This is a genomic window from Epibacterium sp. ABV4_022, assembly GCF_056159345.1.
Window position 1 is genome coordinate 1,031,874 of the sequence record NZ_JBSWVA010000001.1, and the last position, 16,690, is coordinate 1,048,563.

The 16,690-nt window shown below is 63.5% G+C and carries 19 protein-coding genes; all 19 read left to right on the top strand.

The features are described from left to right. Positions 1 to 99: 99 nt before the first annotated feature. The 19 genes from ruvC to ACXAF5_RS05035 all read left to right on the top strand — a co-directional run bounded on the left by ruvC (position 100) and on the right by ACXAF5_RS05035 (position 16,687). Entirely contained in the window at positions 100 to 597 is a 498-nt protein-coding gene (gene ruvC, locus ACXAF5_RS04945) for a crossover junction endodeoxyribonuclease RuvC (RefSeq protein WP_239324885.1), read from the top strand. Next, on the top strand, positions 594 to 1,283 hold the full coding sequence (gene ruvA, locus ACXAF5_RS04950; protein ID WP_474945752.1) for a Holliday junction branch migration protein RuvA: 690 nt from the start codon (positions 594 to 596) through the stop codon (positions 1,281 to 1,283). The genes ruvC and ruvA overlap by 4 nt, the downstream gene beginning before the upstream one ends. A gap of 12 nt (positions 1,284 to 1,295) precedes the next feature. After that, on the top strand, positions 1,296 to 2,315 hold the full coding sequence (gene ruvB / locus ACXAF5_RS04955) for a Holliday junction branch migration DNA helicase RuvB (protein WP_474945753.1): 1,020 nt from the start codon (positions 1,296 to 1,298) through the stop codon (positions 2,313 to 2,315). Between the two features lie 15 nt (positions 2,316 to 2,330). After that, positions 2,331 to 2,633: a nucleoside triphosphate pyrophosphohydrolase family protein gene (locus tag ACXAF5_RS04960; protein ID WP_474945754.1), complete on the top strand. Its 303-nt coding sequence runs from the start codon at positions 2,331 to 2,333 to the stop codon at positions 2,631 to 2,633. A gap of 87 nt (positions 2,634 to 2,720) precedes the next feature. Continuing rightward, complete coding sequence (locus tag ACXAF5_RS04965) at positions 2,721 to 3,386, top strand: hypothetical protein (RefSeq protein ID WP_474945755.1); 666 nt, start codon at positions 2,721 to 2,723, stop codon at positions 3,384 to 3,386. Continuing rightward, positions 3,383 to 3,769, top strand: a complete 387-nt coding sequence (gene ybgC, locus ACXAF5_RS04970; RefSeq protein ID WP_474945756.1) for a tol-pal system-associated acyl-CoA thioesterase — start codon at positions 3,383 to 3,385, stop codon at positions 3,767 to 3,769. The genes ACXAF5_RS04965 and ybgC overlap by 4 nt, the downstream gene beginning before the upstream one ends. Positions 3,770 to 3,883: 114 nt before the next feature. After that, positions 3,884 to 4,579 (top strand): protein TolQ, encoded by a 696-nt coding sequence (gene tolQ, locus ACXAF5_RS04975; RefSeq protein WP_239363582.1) that lies wholly within the window; start codon positions 3,884 to 3,886, stop codon positions 4,577 to 4,579. Between the two features lie 3 nt (positions 4,580 to 4,582). Continuing rightward, positions 4,583 to 5,071: a protein TolR gene (gene tolR, locus ACXAF5_RS04980; RefSeq protein ID WP_474945757.1), complete on the top strand. Its 489-nt coding sequence runs from the start codon at positions 4,583 to 4,585 to the stop codon at positions 5,069 to 5,071. A 13-nt stretch (positions 5,072 to 5,084) separates the two neighbouring features. Continuing rightward, a complete protein-coding gene (locus tag ACXAF5_RS04985; RefSeq protein WP_474945758.1) occupies positions 5,085 to 6,230 on the top strand; it encodes an energy transducer TonB in 1,146 nt (381 codons plus the stop codon). After that, on the top strand, positions 6,227 to 6,814 hold the full coding sequence (locus ACXAF5_RS04990; RefSeq protein WP_474945759.1) for a hypothetical protein: 588 nt from the start codon (positions 6,227 to 6,229) through the stop codon (positions 6,812 to 6,814). Before ACXAF5_RS04985 ends, ACXAF5_RS04990 begins: the two co-directional genes overlap by 4 nt. Further along, a complete protein-coding gene (gene tolB / locus ACXAF5_RS04995; RefSeq protein WP_239363579.1) occupies positions 6,811 to 8,136 on the top strand; it encodes a Tol-Pal system beta propeller repeat protein TolB in 1,326 nt (441 codons plus the stop codon). Before ACXAF5_RS04990 ends, tolB begins: the two co-directional genes overlap by 4 nt. A 99-nt stretch (positions 8,137 to 8,235) precedes the next feature. After that, positions 8,236 to 8,739 (top strand): peptidoglycan-associated lipoprotein Pal, encoded by a 504-nt coding sequence (pal, locus tag ACXAF5_RS05000; protein ID WP_474945760.1) that lies wholly within the window; start codon positions 8,236 to 8,238, stop codon positions 8,737 to 8,739. 5 nt (positions 8,740 to 8,744) lie between these two features. After that, positions 8,745 to 9,605, top strand: a complete 861-nt coding sequence (locus ACXAF5_RS05005) for a tetratricopeptide repeat protein (RefSeq protein WP_474945761.1) — start codon at positions 8,745 to 8,747, stop codon at positions 9,603 to 9,605. After that, positions 9,596 to 10,894 carry a tRNA lysidine(34) synthetase TilS gene (gene tilS, locus ACXAF5_RS05010; RefSeq protein ID WP_474945762.1) on the top strand — a complete coding sequence of 433 codons (1,299 nt, stop codon included), beginning with the start codon at positions 9,596 to 9,598 and terminating at the stop codon, positions 10,892 to 10,894. The genes ACXAF5_RS05005 and tilS overlap by 10 nt, the downstream gene beginning before the upstream one ends. A gap of 89 nt (positions 10,895 to 10,983) precedes the next feature. Continuing rightward, the gene (gene ftsH, locus ACXAF5_RS05015; RefSeq protein WP_239324855.1) at positions 10,984 to 12,897 is read left to right on the top strand and encodes an ATP-dependent zinc metalloprotease FtsH; all 1,914 of its coding nucleotides are present in this window, start codon (positions 10,984 to 10,986) and stop codon (positions 12,895 to 12,897) included. A gap of 293 nt (positions 12,898 to 13,190) precedes the next feature. Next, positions 13,191 to 13,808 (top strand): hypothetical protein, encoded by a 618-nt coding sequence (locus ACXAF5_RS05020; RefSeq protein WP_474945763.1) that lies wholly within the window; start codon positions 13,191 to 13,193, stop codon positions 13,806 to 13,808. A 66-nt stretch (positions 13,809 to 13,874) separates the two neighbouring features. Beyond that, positions 13,875 to 14,456: an MOSC domain-containing protein gene (locus ACXAF5_RS05025; protein WP_474945764.1), complete on the top strand. Its 582-nt coding sequence runs from the start codon at positions 13,875 to 13,877 to the stop codon at positions 14,454 to 14,456. Between the two features lie 183 nt (positions 14,457 to 14,639). Then, entirely contained in the window at positions 14,640 to 16,316 is a 1,677-nt protein-coding gene (locus ACXAF5_RS05030; RefSeq protein WP_239363567.1) for a formate--tetrahydrofolate ligase, read from the top strand. Positions 16,317 to 16,381: 65 nt separating this feature from the next. Continuing rightward, the gene (locus ACXAF5_RS05035; RefSeq protein ID WP_239324842.1) at positions 16,382 to 16,687 is read left to right on the top strand and encodes a chorismate mutase; all 306 of its coding nucleotides are present in this window, start codon (positions 16,382 to 16,384) and stop codon (positions 16,685 to 16,687) included. The last annotated feature ends 3 nt before the right edge of the window (positions 16,688 to 16,690 follow it).

Here is a 16,690-nt window from a genome sequence, read left to right on the forward strand (position 1 = left end):
GAGCGCGGCCCGCCGCAGGAAAGCGATTGGTTGTGTTCGTGTTTTGTGCTAGCTGGGTTTACAATCCGTAAAAAACACAACGACAGATCGGGCGGTGAGATGCGAATACTAGGGATCGATCCGGGGCTCAGGACCCTTGGATGGGGCGTCATCGAATCAAATGGCGCGCGTCTCAGCCATGTTGCCAACGGTCTGTGTCACTCTGACGGTGATGATCTGGGAGAGCGGCTGTTGTCGCTGCACAATCAGGTCACCGAGATCATAGCCGCCTATCAGCCGGATCAGGCCGCGATCGAGCAGACCTTCGTCAACAAGGATGGTGCCGGGACGCTGAAGCTGGGTCAGGCGCGCGGCGTGGCCTTGCTGACCCTGGCCAAGGCCGGACTGCCCACCGGCGAATATGCACCCAACCGCGTCAAGAAGACCGTGGTCGGGGTGGGGCATGCCGAGAAGGAACAAGTGCTGCATATGGTCAAGCTGCAATTGCCCGGCTGCGCCCCCAAGGGGGCGGATGCGGCAGACGCACTGGCGATCGCCATCTGTCACGCCTATTACGGGGGCAGCAACCAGCGGCAACTGAAAGAGGTACGCGCATGATCGGCAAACTGACCGGCCGGCTCGACTACAGGGCGCCCGATCATGTGATGATCGATGTGCGCGGCGTGGGCTACATCGTCTACTGCTCGGACCGGACGCTGGCCAGCCTGCCCACGGCGGGGGAGGCGGTGCAGCTTTATACGGAACTGCTGGTACGCGAGGATCTGATGCAGCTCTTTGGCTTCACCTCGCTGGTGGAAAAGGAATGGCATCGCCTGCTGACCTCGGTACAGGGAGTGGGGGCCAAGGTTTCGCTGGCGATCCTGAGTGCGCTTGGTCCCGAAGGTGTGAGCCGCGCGATTGCGCTGGGGGATTGGGCGGCGGTGAAAGCGGCCAAAGGGGTCGGCCCCAAGACCGCGCAGCGGATTGTGCTGGATCTGAAGGACAAGGCGCCGTCGGTGATGGCGATGGGGGGCACGATCACAGAGGCACTGGACGGGCCGGATCTCGACGCGGTGGTCGAACCCGCCTCGGAGGCGCCGGTGAAGCCCGCACGCAAAGCCGCCCCCAAAGCTCCGACCGGCGCGGCGGCGGCATCGGCGGGCGCACTGTCGGCATTGGGCAACCTCGGCTATGGCCCCTCTGATGCCGCAAGTGCGGTGGCTGAGGCGGCGGCCGACAATCCCGACGCAGGCGAGGCAGGGCTGATCCGCGCGGCGCTGCGCCTGCTGGCGCCCAAAGACTGAGGGAACGAGTGAATGATTGACGCGGACCCCACCCTGCGCCCCGAGCCGCTGCCCGAAGACAACGACCGCGCCCTGCGTCCGCAGGGCCTTGGTGAATTCATCGGTCAGGCGGAAGCCCGCGCCAACCTGCGGGTGTTTATCGAATCTGCCCGCCGGCGCGGCGAGGCGATGGATCACACCCTGTTTCACGGCCCGCCGGGGCTTGGTAAAACGACGCTTGCGCAGATTGTGGCGCGCGAGTTGGGCGTGAACTTTCGCATGACCTCCGGGCCGGTGCTTGCAAAGGCGGGCGATCTGGCCGCGATCCTCACCAATCTTGAGGCGCGCGATGTGTTGTTCATCGATGAAATCCACCGTCTGAACCCGGCCGTTGAGGAGGTGCTCTATCCGGCGATGGAGGATTTCGAGCTGGATCTGGTGATCGGCGAGGGGCCGGCGGCACGGACGGTGCGGATCGAGTTGCAGCCTTTCACACTGGTGGGGGCAACAACGCGCATGGGGCTTTTGACCACGCCGCTGCGAGATCGGTTTGGCATCCCGACACGGCTGCAGTTCTACACCGTGGATGAGCTGTTCGAGATCGTCAGCCGGAACGCGCGCAAGCTGGGGGCCCCTGCGGATGACGCCGGGGCGCGGGAGATCGCGCGGCGCGCCCGCGGCACCCCAAGGATCGCCGGGCGGCTCTTGCGCCGCGTGGTGGACTTTGCGGTTGTCGAGGGCGATGGAACGATCACCCAGGAGCTGGCCGATGGCGCGCTGACGCGGCTCGGGGTGGATCAGCTGGGTCTTGATGGCGCGGACCGACGGTATCTGCGTCTGGTGGCCGAGAACTATGGTGGCGGTCCCGTCGGGATCGAGACCATGTCCGCCGCGCTGAGCGAAAGCCGCGACGCTCTGGAGGAGGTGATCGAGCCCTATCTGCTGCAGCAAGGGCTGATCCAGCGCACGCCGCGCGGGCGGATGCTGGCGCAAAAGGCGTGGCAGCATCTGGGCCTTGCGCCTCCCAAGTCGCACGGCGACCTCTTTGACTGAGTACAGGAGCGCAGGATGCAGGACCTTGACCAATTGACCGCCGTCGCCAAGCGGGTGAGCGCACTTTACGCGCAGCGCTTCGGGATCGAGCGGGATGCCGCGTGGTATCTGGGCAAGATGACCGAAGAACTGGGCGAGGTGGCCTCTGCCTATCTGAGCCTTGCGGGGCAGACACGCAAGGATGGCAGCAAAGCCGATCTGGAGAACGAGGTCGCCGACCTTCTTGGGTTCCTGCTGTTGTTTGCGGACTGGCAGGGCATTGATGCCGGCGCGGCGTTTGAACGCAAATGGGGCGCTTATCTCGCGCAGGAGGCGTGACGGAGCGGCACGGGACTTCTCCCCTTGCTCCGCCCCGGGCAGGTCCGTACAAACGCCCGACGAGCGAATGAAATGACGAGGCCGCGCATGTCCGCACTCCTGCTGCCAGAGGAAATCGAAGCGCTTTTCACCCGCGAGGACGGCACCTATGCCTTTGCGCGCTGGGGGCGTCCGATCGCGCCCATCGTCTTTGGCGTGACGGACGAGACGCTTGTCACCGTGAAGGGCGCGGTCGAGGCCATGGCCACGCTGGCGGGGCATCAGATGGCGGAAACCGATCCGGAGCTCGGCGCCAATCTCATGTTCTTTTTCTTCCGGGAGTGGGAAGAACTTCTGGAGGTCCCAGACCTTGATCGGATGATCCCCGGGCTGGCGCCACTGGTGAACCGCCTCGCGAAAGAGGATGCCAGCCAGTATCGCGCGTTTCGCTTTGACGATCAGGGTGCCATTCAGGCGGCCTTTGTCTTTCTGCGCATGAAAGGCGCGATGGCGGAGGTGCCGGCAGAAACACTCGCACTGACACAGGCGGTGCAGGTGATGCTCCTGTGGGGAGAGCAGGCCTTTGCGGAGGTGTCGCCGCTGGCGGTCTTGCCGGAAAATGGCAACACGATCCTGCGCCCCGAGATCGCGGGGGTGATTGCGGCCGCCTATGATCGGATGATGCCCGTGGCGGCACAGGATGCGAGTCATGCGCTGCGACTCTATGCGCGGCTGCAAGCGCCGCCGTCGGATGCCCGGGGCGATGAGGCATGACCCACCAATTCCCGATCACGGTATATTACGAAGACACCGATATGGGCGGTGTGGTCTATCACGCCAATTTCCTGCGGTTCATCGAGCGCGCCCGCAGCGACTATGTCCGTCGCCTAGGGGTTGATCAAAACGCCATGCGCGACGCCGGCATCGTCTGGGTGGTGACGCGGATCGAGGCCGATTACCTGTCGCCAGCACGGTTCGAGGATGAACTCATCGTGGAGACCGCGCCCGAGAAACTGACCTCGGCCCGGCTGACCATGTCGCAGGTGGTTCGGCGCGACGGGCGCGAGTTGTTTCGTGCCCGGGTGACAGCTGTCTGCATGGATATGCACAGCGGCAAACCGGTGCGGCTTCCGGCAGAAGTTCGCGCATCCCTGTAACAATCGGCGACAATGCCCCTGTTTGCTTGGCAATGTCGCTTGTTTTGCGCTAGCGTCCGCCCCAATTAGGCCGCGCAAGCACAACGACGTGGCAACTGGCTATAGAGCAGGCAGATGGAAGCAGAAACTCTGGCACTGGCGCAGGAGATTGATTTCTCCATGTGGGGGCTGTTCGCGCGCGCGACGCTGACCGTGAAATTCGTGATGATCATGCTGATCGTCGCCTCGATTTGGTCGTGGTCGATCATCATCCAGAAACTCATCACCTACAGGTCCGCCCGTCGCGAGGCGCAGGTGTTCGAGCGTGCCTTCTGGTCCGGTAACCCGCTGGATGAGCTGTACGAGGACATCGGCCCAGACCCCTCTGGCCATTCCGAGCGTATCTTTGCCGCCGGCATGACCGAGTGGCGCCGCAGCCACCGCACCGATGGGGCTCTGATTCCCGGCGCGCAGGCCCGCATCGACCGGTCGATGGATGTGGCGATCTCCAAGGAGAGCGAGGGATTGCAAAGCGGCTTGCAGATCCTGGCAACCGTGGGCTCCACAGCGCCCTTCATCGGTCTGTTCGGGACCGTGTGGGGCATCATGAATGCCTTTATCGAGATCGCGGAACAGCAGAACACCAATCTTGCCGTGGTGGCGCCGGGCATCGCCGAGGCGCTGCTGGCCACCGGGCTCGGGCTCTTGGCGGCAATTCCGGCAGTGATCTTCTACAATAAGCTCTCGGCGGATGCCGACCGGATCATCGGCGGCTACGAGGCCTTCGCCGATGAGTTCGCCACCATCTTCTCGCGTCAGTTGGACAGCTGAGCCATGGGTGCGGCCGTACAACAGAAGGACGCAGGCGGCGGGCGGCGACGTGGTCGGCGGCGGTCGCGGGCGCGGCCGATGGCGGAAATCAACGTGACGCCCTTTGTCGACGTGATGCTGGTGCTGCTGATCATCTTCATGGTGGCAGCGCCGCTGATGACGGTTGGCGTCCCGGTCGAATTGCCGAAAACCGCCGCTGGCGCCTTGCCCGGCGAGGACGAAGAACCCCTGACCGTGACCATGACCGCTACGGGCGAGATCCAGATCCAGACCACGCCGGTCGCGCGTGATGATCTGGTCGCGCGCCTGCGTGCGATCGCGGCGGAGCGCACCTCGGACCGGGTCTACCTGCGTGCGGATGGCGCCATTGCCTATAGCGATGTGATGCAGGTGATGGGGGCGCTCAATGCCGGGGGCTTTGCCAATGTGGGCCTGGTGACCGACACCGGCGGACCAGCACTCGACGGGCGGCCTGCCGCACCGGACGAGTGATACGGGTGATGATGTGCAGACCGGCACGAAGATCTCTGTAGCAGGCCATGGGATCCTGATCACATGGGCGCTTGTGGGCGGGTGGTTCCACTCCGACCCGCTGCCGTTCCAGAGTCAGGACGTCTCCATTATCTCCGCCGAGGAATTTGCGCGGCTGAGCGAGCAGCAGGCCGCGCCGGAGGTGGCCGAGGACCCGGTTGCGCCGGTCACGCCCAGCGTGGCCGAGACCGCACCCGCGATCCCCGAGCGGCCGCAGCCCGAGCCGGAACCGCCCACCGCACAGCCGGAGCCGATCGAGGCGCCAGCAGTCGAAGCGGAGCCGGAACCGCCCGCGCCGGAGCCGACACCGGAGGTGCCGACAGTGGTGCCGGACGCGCCGGATGTGCCCGACATCGTGACCGATTTGCCGCAGACCGCAGAGCCGGAGACCGCCCAGCCAACGGATCGGGTCGCGCCGGAGCCGGTGCAACCACCGGAACCGGACACCCAGGTCGATGATGTGGCTCAGGAAGAGGTCGCACCCGATGCCGGCGCCGAGGCCAATCAGCCGGTGCAGGAGGCCACCGCCCCGGAGGCCGCCAGTGATCGCATCGTGACCGAGGCGGAGGCGGATGATGCCGAACCGACCGCGCCGCTGGCCAGTGTCCGGCCGCGTCTGCGTCCCGCGCGTCCGGCCCCCGAACCGGAGCCGGAGCAGGTCGAGACCGCAACAGCGCCGGAAAATTCCGACCCTGTGGTGGAACCAAACCCCGAGGTCGAGAGTTCCGCCGTGGATGATGCGCTTGCAGAGGCGCTGGCCGGGACGGGCGAGGTCGAGGCCCCGGAACCCTCCGGCCCACCGATGACGCCGGGAGAAATGGATGCACTGCGGGTTGCGGTATCGCGCTGCTGGAACGTCGGCTCGCTGTCCAGCGAGGCGCTGCGCACCACCGTTGTGGTCAGCGTGGCGCTGTCGCGCGACGGGGTGCCCGACATTGGATCGATCCGAATGCGGTCCAGTTCCGGCGGCTCCGACAGTTCTGCCAGACAGGCCTATGAGGCCGCGCGCCGCGCAATCATCCGCTGTGGATCAAAAGGATTTGATCTCCCGGCTGACAAATACGCGCAGTGGCGTGATATTGAGATGACATTCAACCCCGAAGGAATGCGGATCAGATGACTGCGAACCGATTTAGAGGAGCCTTTGCCTGCCTAGGAGTGGCCGCGTTTGGTGTTCTCCCGCAGCTCGGCTGGGGGCAGGAAGCTCATATCGTTATCATTGAAGACCGCGAGCTATTAATTGAGGGCGGAAGTGTGACTGTCACGTCTGAGGGTACCATCTTGAAGGATGGGGTGATCCACGTTGACAAGGCCATTATACTCCCGGGAATGAGTGCGGCAGAAATCGAAGAGGCAGATAACACCTCGGGTGATGGAACCGTGGCGACTGAGAATGGTGTCGCGGATGAAGCATACAAGAGAATTTTACGTTGTTGGAATGTTGGTTCGCTCTCAACCGCGGCTCTCAGAGCTGAAATCACAGTGGGATTTCGAATATCGAGCTCCTCAGTTCCTGTTTTGAGTTCGATTCAACTCCTATCACCGGATTCAGAGCCTGATGGGGCCGAGCGTCAAGCTTACGAGGCCGTACGTCGCGCCATTATTCGATGTGGCGCCCAAGGGTTGCTGAACAACCCGGAGGAAGCGGACTTGCCAACAGACGTCGAGCTCACTTTTAACCCCGAAGGAATGCGGATCAGATGAGAAACGCGATAGCGATACTACTCCTTGGCCTTGCGATGCTGCTGCCCGTGGGGGCGGCGCAGGCACAGGACGGGCCGCTCAGGATCGAGATTACCGACGGCGTGATCGAACCGCTGCCCTTTGCGGTGCCGGATTTCATCGCCGACACGCCTGCAGCCTCGCAGTATGCGGCAGATATCGCGCGGGTGATTGCCGCCGATCTGACCGGCTCCGGTCTGTTTCGCGAGATCCCAAAGGTCGCCTATATCTCGCCCTACAGCGATTTTGACGCGGCGGTGAACTTTACCGACTGGAAGGCAATCAATGCGCAGGCCCTGATCACCGGCGCGGTCAGCATCTCTGGTGATCGCCTGACCGTGCGGTTTCGCGCCTATGATGTGTTTGCCGGGCAGGAACTGGGGTCCGGCCTGCAACTCTCCGGTACCACCGACGGCTGGCGCCGCATCGCCCACAAGGTGGCGGATACGATCTATTCACGCCTGACGGGCGAGGGCGGCTACTTCGACAGCCGCGTGGTGTTCGTCTCTGAAACCGGGCCGAAGAATGACCGCAAGAAACGGCTGGCGATCATGGATTACGACGGCGCCAACGTGCAGTATCTGACCAACTCCGAGTCGATCGTGCTGGCGCCACGATTCTCGCCCACAGGGGACAGGGTGCTCTACACCAGCTACGAGAGCGGTTTCCCGCAGATCCATGTGCTTGATGTGGGGCGGGTGCAGCGCCGGGTGCTGTCGGCAGGCAGCGGCACCATGAGCTTTGCGCCTCGATTTGCGCCCAATGGTCAGACCGTTGTCTATTCGCAGTCCGAAGGCGGCAACACCGACCTCTATTCCATGGATATCAACTCCGGCCGCACCCAGCGCCTGACCAGTGCCCCATCGATCGAGACCGCGCCGTCGTTCTCGCCGGATGGCAGCCAGGTCGTGTTCGAAAGCGACCGGTCGGGGGCCTCGCAGCTCTATGTGATGCCGGCCAGCGGCGGTGAGGCCAAGCGGATCAGTTTTGGCCAGGGGCGCTACGGCACACCTGTCTGGTCGCCGCGTGGGGATTACATCGCCTTCACAAAGCAGAACGCGGGGCGGTTTCACATTGGCGTGATGCGCACCGATGGCAGCGAGGAACGCCTGCTGACCGCGTCCTTCCTTGATGAGGGGCCGACCTGGTCGCCCAACGGGCGCGTGATCATGTTCACCCGCGAAACGCAGGGGGCAAGCGGGCAGGCGCGGCTCTATTCAGTGGATATTTCCGGGCGCAACCTGAAACCGGTCAAGACGCCGGACGGCGCCTCCGACCCGTCCTGGTCTCCGTTGCAGGATTGATGAACCGTCTGGCCGCGCTTGGTGCAAGCCCGTGGCGTGGCCAGACAGACTATGCTAACACTTCGACAAGAAATGTCCGATGACATGAGGCGATTTCAAATGAGCAGTATCAACAAAGCAATTCTTCTGGTGGCCGGTCTGGCCCTCGCAGCCTGTTCCGACGCACGTTGGGATGACACCACTGCCGGCGCAGGTGGCACGGGGTTGGGTGCGGATGGCAGCACCGCGGACCCCTCCAGTCCGGCCTACTTCCGCGAGGCGATCGGGGACCGTGTCCTGTTCGAGGTCGATCAGTCCAGTATCTCTGTCTCGGCACGCTCGGTGCTGGACGGGCAGGCGCGTTGGCTCAATGCCAACCCGGACTACGTCGTGACCATCGAAGGCCATGCGGACGAGCAGGGCACCCGCGAATACAACCTTGCGCTGGGCGCCCGTCGGGCCAATTCGGCGCGTGAATATCTGATCTCGCAAGGGGTCGCCTCCAGCCGTATTCAAACCGTGTCCTACGGCAAGGAACGTCCGATCGAGATCTGTTCTGCCGAGACCTGCTATGCCCAGAACCGCCGCGCGGTGACGGTGCTGGCCGGCGGCGCGGTGAGCTGACCCCGATGCGTGGTTTGCGACAGATCCTCCTTTCAACGGCACTGGTTGCGGCCAGCGCCATGCCCTCTTTCGCGCAGGACCGCGAGCAGACCCTTGCGGACATCCGCCAGGAGCTGACGGTCCTGCATGTGGAAGTGCAGCGCCTGAACCGGGAGCTGTCCACAACCGGTGCCCCTTCGGCCTCGCTGGCGGGCACTTCGGTGCTGGATCGGGTGACGGCGATCGAGGCGGAACTGCAACGGCTGACCGCGCAGACGGAGCAGCTGCAGTATCGCATTCAGCGTATCGTCGAGGATGGCACCAACCGGATCGGGGATCTGGAGTTCCGCCTCGTGGAACTTGAGGGGGGCGACCTGTCGCAACTCGGTGAAACCACGACCCTGGGCGGCACCGTCGAGGGCGAGGGCGCGCCCGGACTGGGCGAAACGGCGGTGATTGCACCGGGCACGGACGAGACCGCCGAACCGGGGACAGGCGAGCTCGCGGTGGGCGAGGAAGCGGACTATCAGGCCGCGATGACCGACCTCGAGGCAGAGAACTACCAGATGGCTGCCGACAAGCTGGCGACCTTCAAGGAGGCCTACCCGGGCAGCCCGTTGACGGCAAAGGTGGATTTCGGGCGCGGCAAGGCGCTTGATGGTCTGGGCGACACCCGCGAAGCGGCACGCGCCTATCTGGCTGCCTTCACCGGCGACACCTCGGGCGCCATCGCCCCCGAAGCCCTCTATGAACTGGGCGCGGCCTTGGGTCGGCTCGGTCAGGTGGACCAGGCCTGCATCACCCTTGCGGAGGTATCTGTCCGCTTCCCCAACGATCCGGCTGTGACCGCGGCGGAAGAGGAACGATCCAAACTGGCGTGCTCTTGACGCCCACCGAAGACGCTCTGTTGGCCGAGGTGCGGGCCGGCTTGGGGGCGGTGCCCGGATCACTGGGCGTGGCGGTGTCGGGCGGCAGCGATTCCCTTGCACTCCTCTACATGTTGGCAATCATCGCTCGTGAGGAAGGGGCCCAGCTGCATGTGGTGACCGTGGATCACGGGTTGCGCGCCGAATCACGGGCCGAGGCGGAGCAGGTGGCGGCCCATGCCCATGCGCTTGGCCTCTCTCACGACATTCTGAGCTGGCAGCCCGATGACGCGCGTCGCGGCAACCTGCAGGGTGAGGCCCGCGATGCGCGATACAGGTTGCTGACGGATTGGGCCCAATCCCGCGGCATCCCGGCGGTGGCGGTGGGTCATACAGCCGACGATCAGGCGGAAACCGTGTTGATGCGCCTGCGCCGTGCCTCCGGGGTGACGGGGCTCTCTGCGATGCCGCGACGACATTCCCGTGACGGGACCGCGATCCTGCGGCCCATGCTGGGGCTGCGCCGTGACGATCTGCGGGCCTACCTCAAGGCGCGGGGGCTGGGCTGGATCGACGATCCCTCCAATCAGGACCTGCGATTCGAACGGGTGCGCGTGCGCGATGCAATGAAAGCGCTGGAGCCGCTCGGATTGACGGTGGAGGCGCTTGCTGCGGTGGCCGACAACATGCGCATGGCGGATGCGGCGTTGGATCGCCAGGTGACAGAGGCAGCACAGGCGCTGGGGCAGGTCCGCTTGGGCGCAGTAGTGCTTGATCGGTCAGGGTTTAATGCCCTGGCGGAGGAGATCGCCCGCCGCCTGCTGGTGGGCGCGGTTTCTTATGTGACCGGGCAGGGCTACCCGCCGCGACGCGTGCCGCTGATGGACGCGCTGCGCGCGCTGGGCCGGGGCAGGGGGGCGACGTTGCAGGGCTGTCAGATCCTGGTGAAAACCGATCATATCTGGATCTGCCGCGAGTATCAGGCGGTCCGCGATCTGCGTCGGCCCTGGACCGGGACGGAGGACCCGGCGGAGGCGGCGGCTCTCTGTTGGGATGAGACCTGGCGCATTACAGGACCTGTGCCTGATACGAGTACCGGTTTCGAGGTCCGTGCTCTGGGGGCGGACGGCTTGGCGCAGCTGGAGGATTGGCGCGGGCACGGGGCCCCGCGTGAGGTGCTGGTGACCTTGCCAGCGGTCTGGCGCGGCGATGTGCTGGTGGCCGTTCCGCCGCTCCAGCCGACCGAATCCTGGTCTGCTGCGGCAATCCGACGACCCGAGACATGGGCGCAGCCTGCTTTATCGCATTGAACCTGACCAAATCATCCTTATTTTAGGTACAACTGATGGTCGTCGCGTGCTAGGGCCGTGGCGTCCTTGGAATTCTTGGGAGAGCCATTTTGGGCAACGCACGCAATATCGCCTTCTGGGTAGTTCTGTTCCTGCTCGTCGTGACCCTGTTCAACCTGTTCAGCGGATCCGGCAGCACACTTCAGAGCCGCGAGAAGACTTATTCGGAATTCGTGACCTCCGTTGAAGGCGGAAATGTCAGCACCGTGACGCTGGATGGCGAACAGGTGCGCTACACGACCTCCGACGGCCAGAGCTACACGACGATCAAGCCGGGAGACGCCGAAGTCACCCAGATGCTGATCGACAACAACATCCCCGTGCGCGCGGAAAAGCAGCAGCAGTCGACGTTCCAGTCCTTCCTGCTGACGCTTCTGCCGTTCCTGCTGCTGATCGGTGTCTGGATCTATTTCATGAACCGCATGCAGGGCGGGGGCAAAGGCGGTGCCATGGGCTTTGGCAAGTCCAAGGCCAAGATGCTGACCGAAAAGCACGGTCGCGTCACCTTTGACGACGTCGCGGGCATCGACGAGGCCAAGGAAGAGCTGGAAGAAATCGTGGAATTCCTGCGCAATCCGCAGAAATTCTCTCGTCTCGGCGGCAAGATCCCCAAAGGCGCGCTGTTGGTGGGCCCTCCGGGTACGGGTAAGACCCTGCTGGCGCGCGCGATCGCGGGCGAGGCCGGTGTGCCATTCTTCACCATCTCCGGCTCCGACTTTGTCGAAATGTTCGTGGGTGTTGGTGCAAGCCGCGTCCGTGACATGTTCGAGCAGGCCAAGAAAAACGCGCCCTGTATCGTCTTTATCGACGAGATCGACGCGGTGGGCCGTCATCGTGGTGCCGGCTATGGCGGCGGCAATGACGAGCGCGAACAGACCCTCAACCAGCTGCTGGTTGAAATGGACGGGTTCGAGGCCAATGAAGGCGTGATCATCCTGGCGGCGACCAACCGTAAGGACGTACTCGACCCGGCCTTGCTGCGTCCTGGTCGATTTGACCGCAACGTGACGGTTGGCAACCCCGACATCAAAGGCCGTGAGAAGATCCTCGGTGTGCACGCCCGCAAGACGCCGCTGGGCGCCGACGTGGATCTGCGCATCATCGCACGTGGCACCCCCGGGTTCTCCGGTGCGGATCTTGCGAACCTTGTGAACGAGGCCGCGCTGATGGCCGCGCGTGTCGGCCGCCGCTTTGTCACCATGGAAGACTTCGAGAACGCCAAGGACAAGGTGATGATGGGGGCGGAGCGCCGCTCGATGGTGCTCACGGCCGACCAGAAGGAAAAGACCGCCTATCACGAGGCGGGCCACGCCGTGGTCGGGCTGATGCTGCCCGAGTGCGATCCGGTTTATAAGGCGACCATCATTCCCCGGGGCGGTGCGCTTGGCATGGTGGTGAGCCTGCCGGAGATGGACCGTCTGAACTGGCACAAGGACGAGTGTGAGCAGAAGCTGGCGATGACCATGGCGGGCAAGGCTGCCGAGATCATCAAATACGGCGAAGGCCACGTCTCCAACGGCCCTGCGGGTGACATCCAGCAGGCCAGCCAGCTCGCCCGTGCGATGGTGCTGCGCTGGGGCATGTCCGACAAGGTCGGCAATATCGACTACGCCGAAGCGCATGAGGGTTACTCTGGCAACACGGCCGGGTTCTCGGTCTCTGCCAATACCAAGGAGCTGATCGAGGAAGAGGTGCGCCGCTTCATCGAGGAGGCCTATCAGCGCGCCTACAAAATCCTGGAAGAGCACAAGGAAGGGTGGGAGCGTCTGGCGCAGGGGCTTCTGGAATATGAAACCCTCACCGGTGAAGAGATCAAGCGCGTGATGAACGGCGAACCGCCGCAGGCGGATGATGATGCCGATGATGACGCGGATACCGGGGCCACCTCTGTTACCGCGATCCCGAAGGCAAAGCCCAAGAAATCCCCGCCGGAAGGCGATATGGAGCCGGAGCCTTCGACCTAGCGCAACGGCCCCTGCCGGGCTGCGGCCCGGAGGGTCTGGACAGTTCTGAAAGAGCCGCGATCCTTCGCGGCTCTTTTTTTGTTGTCCAGAACAGGAGACCATCCGTTACGTAAATAGCGTCACAAAACCGTTACAAAGTGCTTGACCCCCGCGCTCCGCAACCAAATATCAGGGGTCCTTTGCAAGCGACCGGAGCTATTGTGCGCATTCCCTTTACAGATCATTCTGCCCGACCAGCGACGCAAGAGCGGTCCACATCAGATTCGTTTCTTCCTGCGCCGGTTGTATTTGCGGTGCTGGTGACTGTCTGTGCCTGCGTCGCCATCTGGGCGTCCGCAACCTTTTACAGCCCGTTCAGCGCAGGCCTGCACGAGGATGGTCCGGTCGAAAAGGTGTCCGCAGCCCTCTGGGGCTTGTGTGCCGTCATGGTAATCTATTTCTCGCGCTCGCGGGTCCTGGGACCCCATTGGCAGGTCTGGGCGCTGTTTGTAGTGCTGTGCAGTCGGGAACTCGATTTTGACAAGCGGTTCCTGAGCGAGGGCATCCTGCAACTGCGGCTCTATTCCGGGGACGCTCCGATCTGGGAAAAGGCAGTGGGCCTGATGGTTGTGCTCCTGGTGCTGACGATACTGTTGCGATTGCTTCGACTGAATGCGCCCGGGTTCGTGTCAGGGCTGCGCCACTTTCGCCCCTGGGCCTGGTGCGGGGCCTGTGCTGTCGGATTTGTCATCGTCGCCAAGAGCATCGACGGGATCGGGCGCAAGCTTGGGGAATTTGGGCTGACCCTCGATCCGGCGATCATCGAAACGGCAATGATCTACGAAGAATTGCTGGAGCTGCTCGCGGCAGCCCTGATCGCGTGGTCGATTTGTCTTCTGGAAACGCAACTGCGGCGGGCACGCGTGGGCTGACCCCCTTGTGGCGGCGCGGCGCTTGGCTAGACTTGCGCCAGATTTTCAGAGCAGAAAGACATCACCATGCCCGTTTTACGCGAAACCGAATTCAGCGCAGAGGTCACCTGGATGGGGATCGTCCCGGCCGATGGCGGCATTCAGGCCGATCTGCGCGATGATCTGGAATTCGGATTTCACGGCCTGACCGGCGAACGGCACGCGGGCGCGCAGCGCCCGTCCTGCGTGCGGGTGAAAAACCTCTATGCGCCGGGAACCGAGATCCGGAACACCCGCCAGGTGACCATTCTCTCGGAAGAAGAGCTGACGCAGATTGCCGATGACATGGGTCTTGGCCAGCTCGATCCGCGCTATCTCGGTGCGACATTGGTTGTCCGGGGCATTCCGGATTTCACCCATGTGCCTCCCAGCTCGCGTTTGCAGGGGCCGGATGGCGTCACCCTCACCACAGATATCGAGAACCGCCCCTGTGTGCTTCCCGGTCGCGAGATCGAAAAGGACCATGCTGGCTTTGGTCCCAAGTTCAAGGCGGCAGCCCAGGGCCGGCGGGGAATCACCGCATGGGTGGAGCGTCCGGGACGGCTGAAGCTGGGAGACACTCTGCGGCTGTTCGTGCCGGATCAACGGGCCTGGAGCGCTGGTTCCTGATCCCACGGGGAAGAATATGTCCCACGGCCTCGGGTCCGGGGCGGTTCGAAACCGATCAAAGACGCTCTGAAGCGCAATTATGTCGGAAACCAATGGCGCGGTTTTTTTGTGAAGGGCTAAGCGTAGGGCAGTCGCCGGTCCCAGTGGCCGGCCCCTGCCAACTCGACACTTAGGAACCAGGCCATGAGCTACAAGAGTGACATTGAAATCGCCCGCGCGGCGAACAAGCTCCCGATCCAGGAGATCGGCGCCAAACTGGGCATGAAAAACGAAGACCTTCTGCCCTATGGCCACGACAAGGCCAAGGTGAGCCAGGAGTTCATCGACTCCGTGCAGGGCAAGGAAGACGGCAAGCTGGTCCTGGTGACCGCGATCAACCCGACTCCGGCGGGTGAAGGCAAGACCACCACCACCGTCGGTCTGGGTGACGGCCTGAACCGCATCGGCAAGAACGCGATGATCTGCATCCGCGAAGCGTCCCTCGGCCCGAACTTCGGCATGAAGGGCGGCGCAGCTGGTGGCGGCAACGCGCAGGTCGTTCCGATGGAGGAAATGAACCTCCACTTCACCGGCGACTTCCACGCGATCACCTCCGCTCACTCGCTGCTGTCGGCCATGATCGACAACCACATCTACTGGGGCAACGAGCAGGAAATCGACATCCGCCGCGTTGCATGGCGTCGTGTGGTCGACATGAACGACCGCGCCCTGCGCCAGATCACCGCCTCCCTCGGTGGCGTGTCCAACGGCTTCCCGCGCGAAACCGGTTTTGACATCACCGTGGCCTCCGAAGTCATGGCGATCCTTTGCCTCGCAAACGACCTGAAGGATCTGGAAAAGCGTCTCGGCGACATCATCGTCGCCTACCGCCGCGACAAGACCCCGGTCTACTGCCGCGACATCAAGGCCGAAGGCGCAATGACCGTTCTCCTGAAGGACGCGATGCAGCCGAACCTGGTGCAGACCCTGGAAAACAACCCGGCGTTTGTGCACGGCGGCCCGTTTGCCAACATCGCGCACGGCTGTAACTCCGTCATCGCCACCAAAACCGCGCTGAAAGTGGCGGACTACGTGGTGACCGAAGCCGGTTTCGGCGCTGACCTCGGCGCAGAGAAGTTCATGAACATCAAGTGCCGCAAGGCCGGTATCGCCCCCTCCGCGGTGGTGATCGTGGCCACCGTGCGCGCGATGAAGATGAACGGCGGCGTTGCCAAGGCGGATCTCGGTGCCGAGAACGTCGAAGCGGTTCAGAACGGCTGCGCCAACCTCGGCCGCCACATTGAGAACGTGAAATCCTTCGGTGTGCCGGCGGTTGTCGCGATCAACCACTTCGTCACCGACACCGATGCGGAAATCGATGCGGTGAAGGAATATGTGGCTTCCCACGGTGTCGAGGCGGTTCTGTCCCGCCATTGGGAACTGGGCTCCGAAGGCTCCGCGCCGCTGGCCGAAAAGGTCGTGGAACTGGTCGAAGGCGGCTCCGCCAACTTCGGTCCGCTCTATCCGGACGAGATGCCGCTCTTCGAGAAGATCGAAACCATCGCCAAGCGCATCTACCGCGCCGACGAGGTTCTGGCCGATGCGAAGATCCGCAACCAGCTGAAAGAGTGGGAAGACGCGGGCTATGGCCATCTGCCGGTCTGCATGGCGAAGACCCAGTATTCCTTCTCGACCGATCCGAACCTGCGCGGTGCGCCCACCGGTCACTCGGTGCCGGTGCGTGAGGTCCGCCTCTCTGCGGGTGCTGGCTTCATCGTGGTTGTCTGCGGCGAGATCATGACCATGCCGGGTCTGCCGCGCACCCCGGCGGCGGAAAGCATCCGCCTGAACGAAGAAGGTCTGATCGAAGGCTTGTTCTAAGGCTCGAAATGGGCAATCTGCGGCCCGGGGCATATGCCTCGGGCCGTAGGAGTTTTGAAAGAGAGATGACCCACCGCAAACCGCCGCAAGACTGTGCCGACATGTCCGAACTGCGTCAGGCGATCGATGCCATCGACGTGGAACTGGTGAAGCTGCTTCGGGATCGTGCCGACTATATTGATCGCGCTGTGACACTGAAGCAGGCCAATGGATGGCCGGCACGCATCCAGTCCCGGGTGGAGGAGGTTGTCGCCAACGCGTGCCGGGTGGCCGAGGCCGAGGGTCTTGATCCGCGTCTGGTAGAGCGCATCTGGCGCGACATGGTGGATTGGTCGATTTCGCGCGAGGCGCGGGACATCCCGGAGACTTGAGCA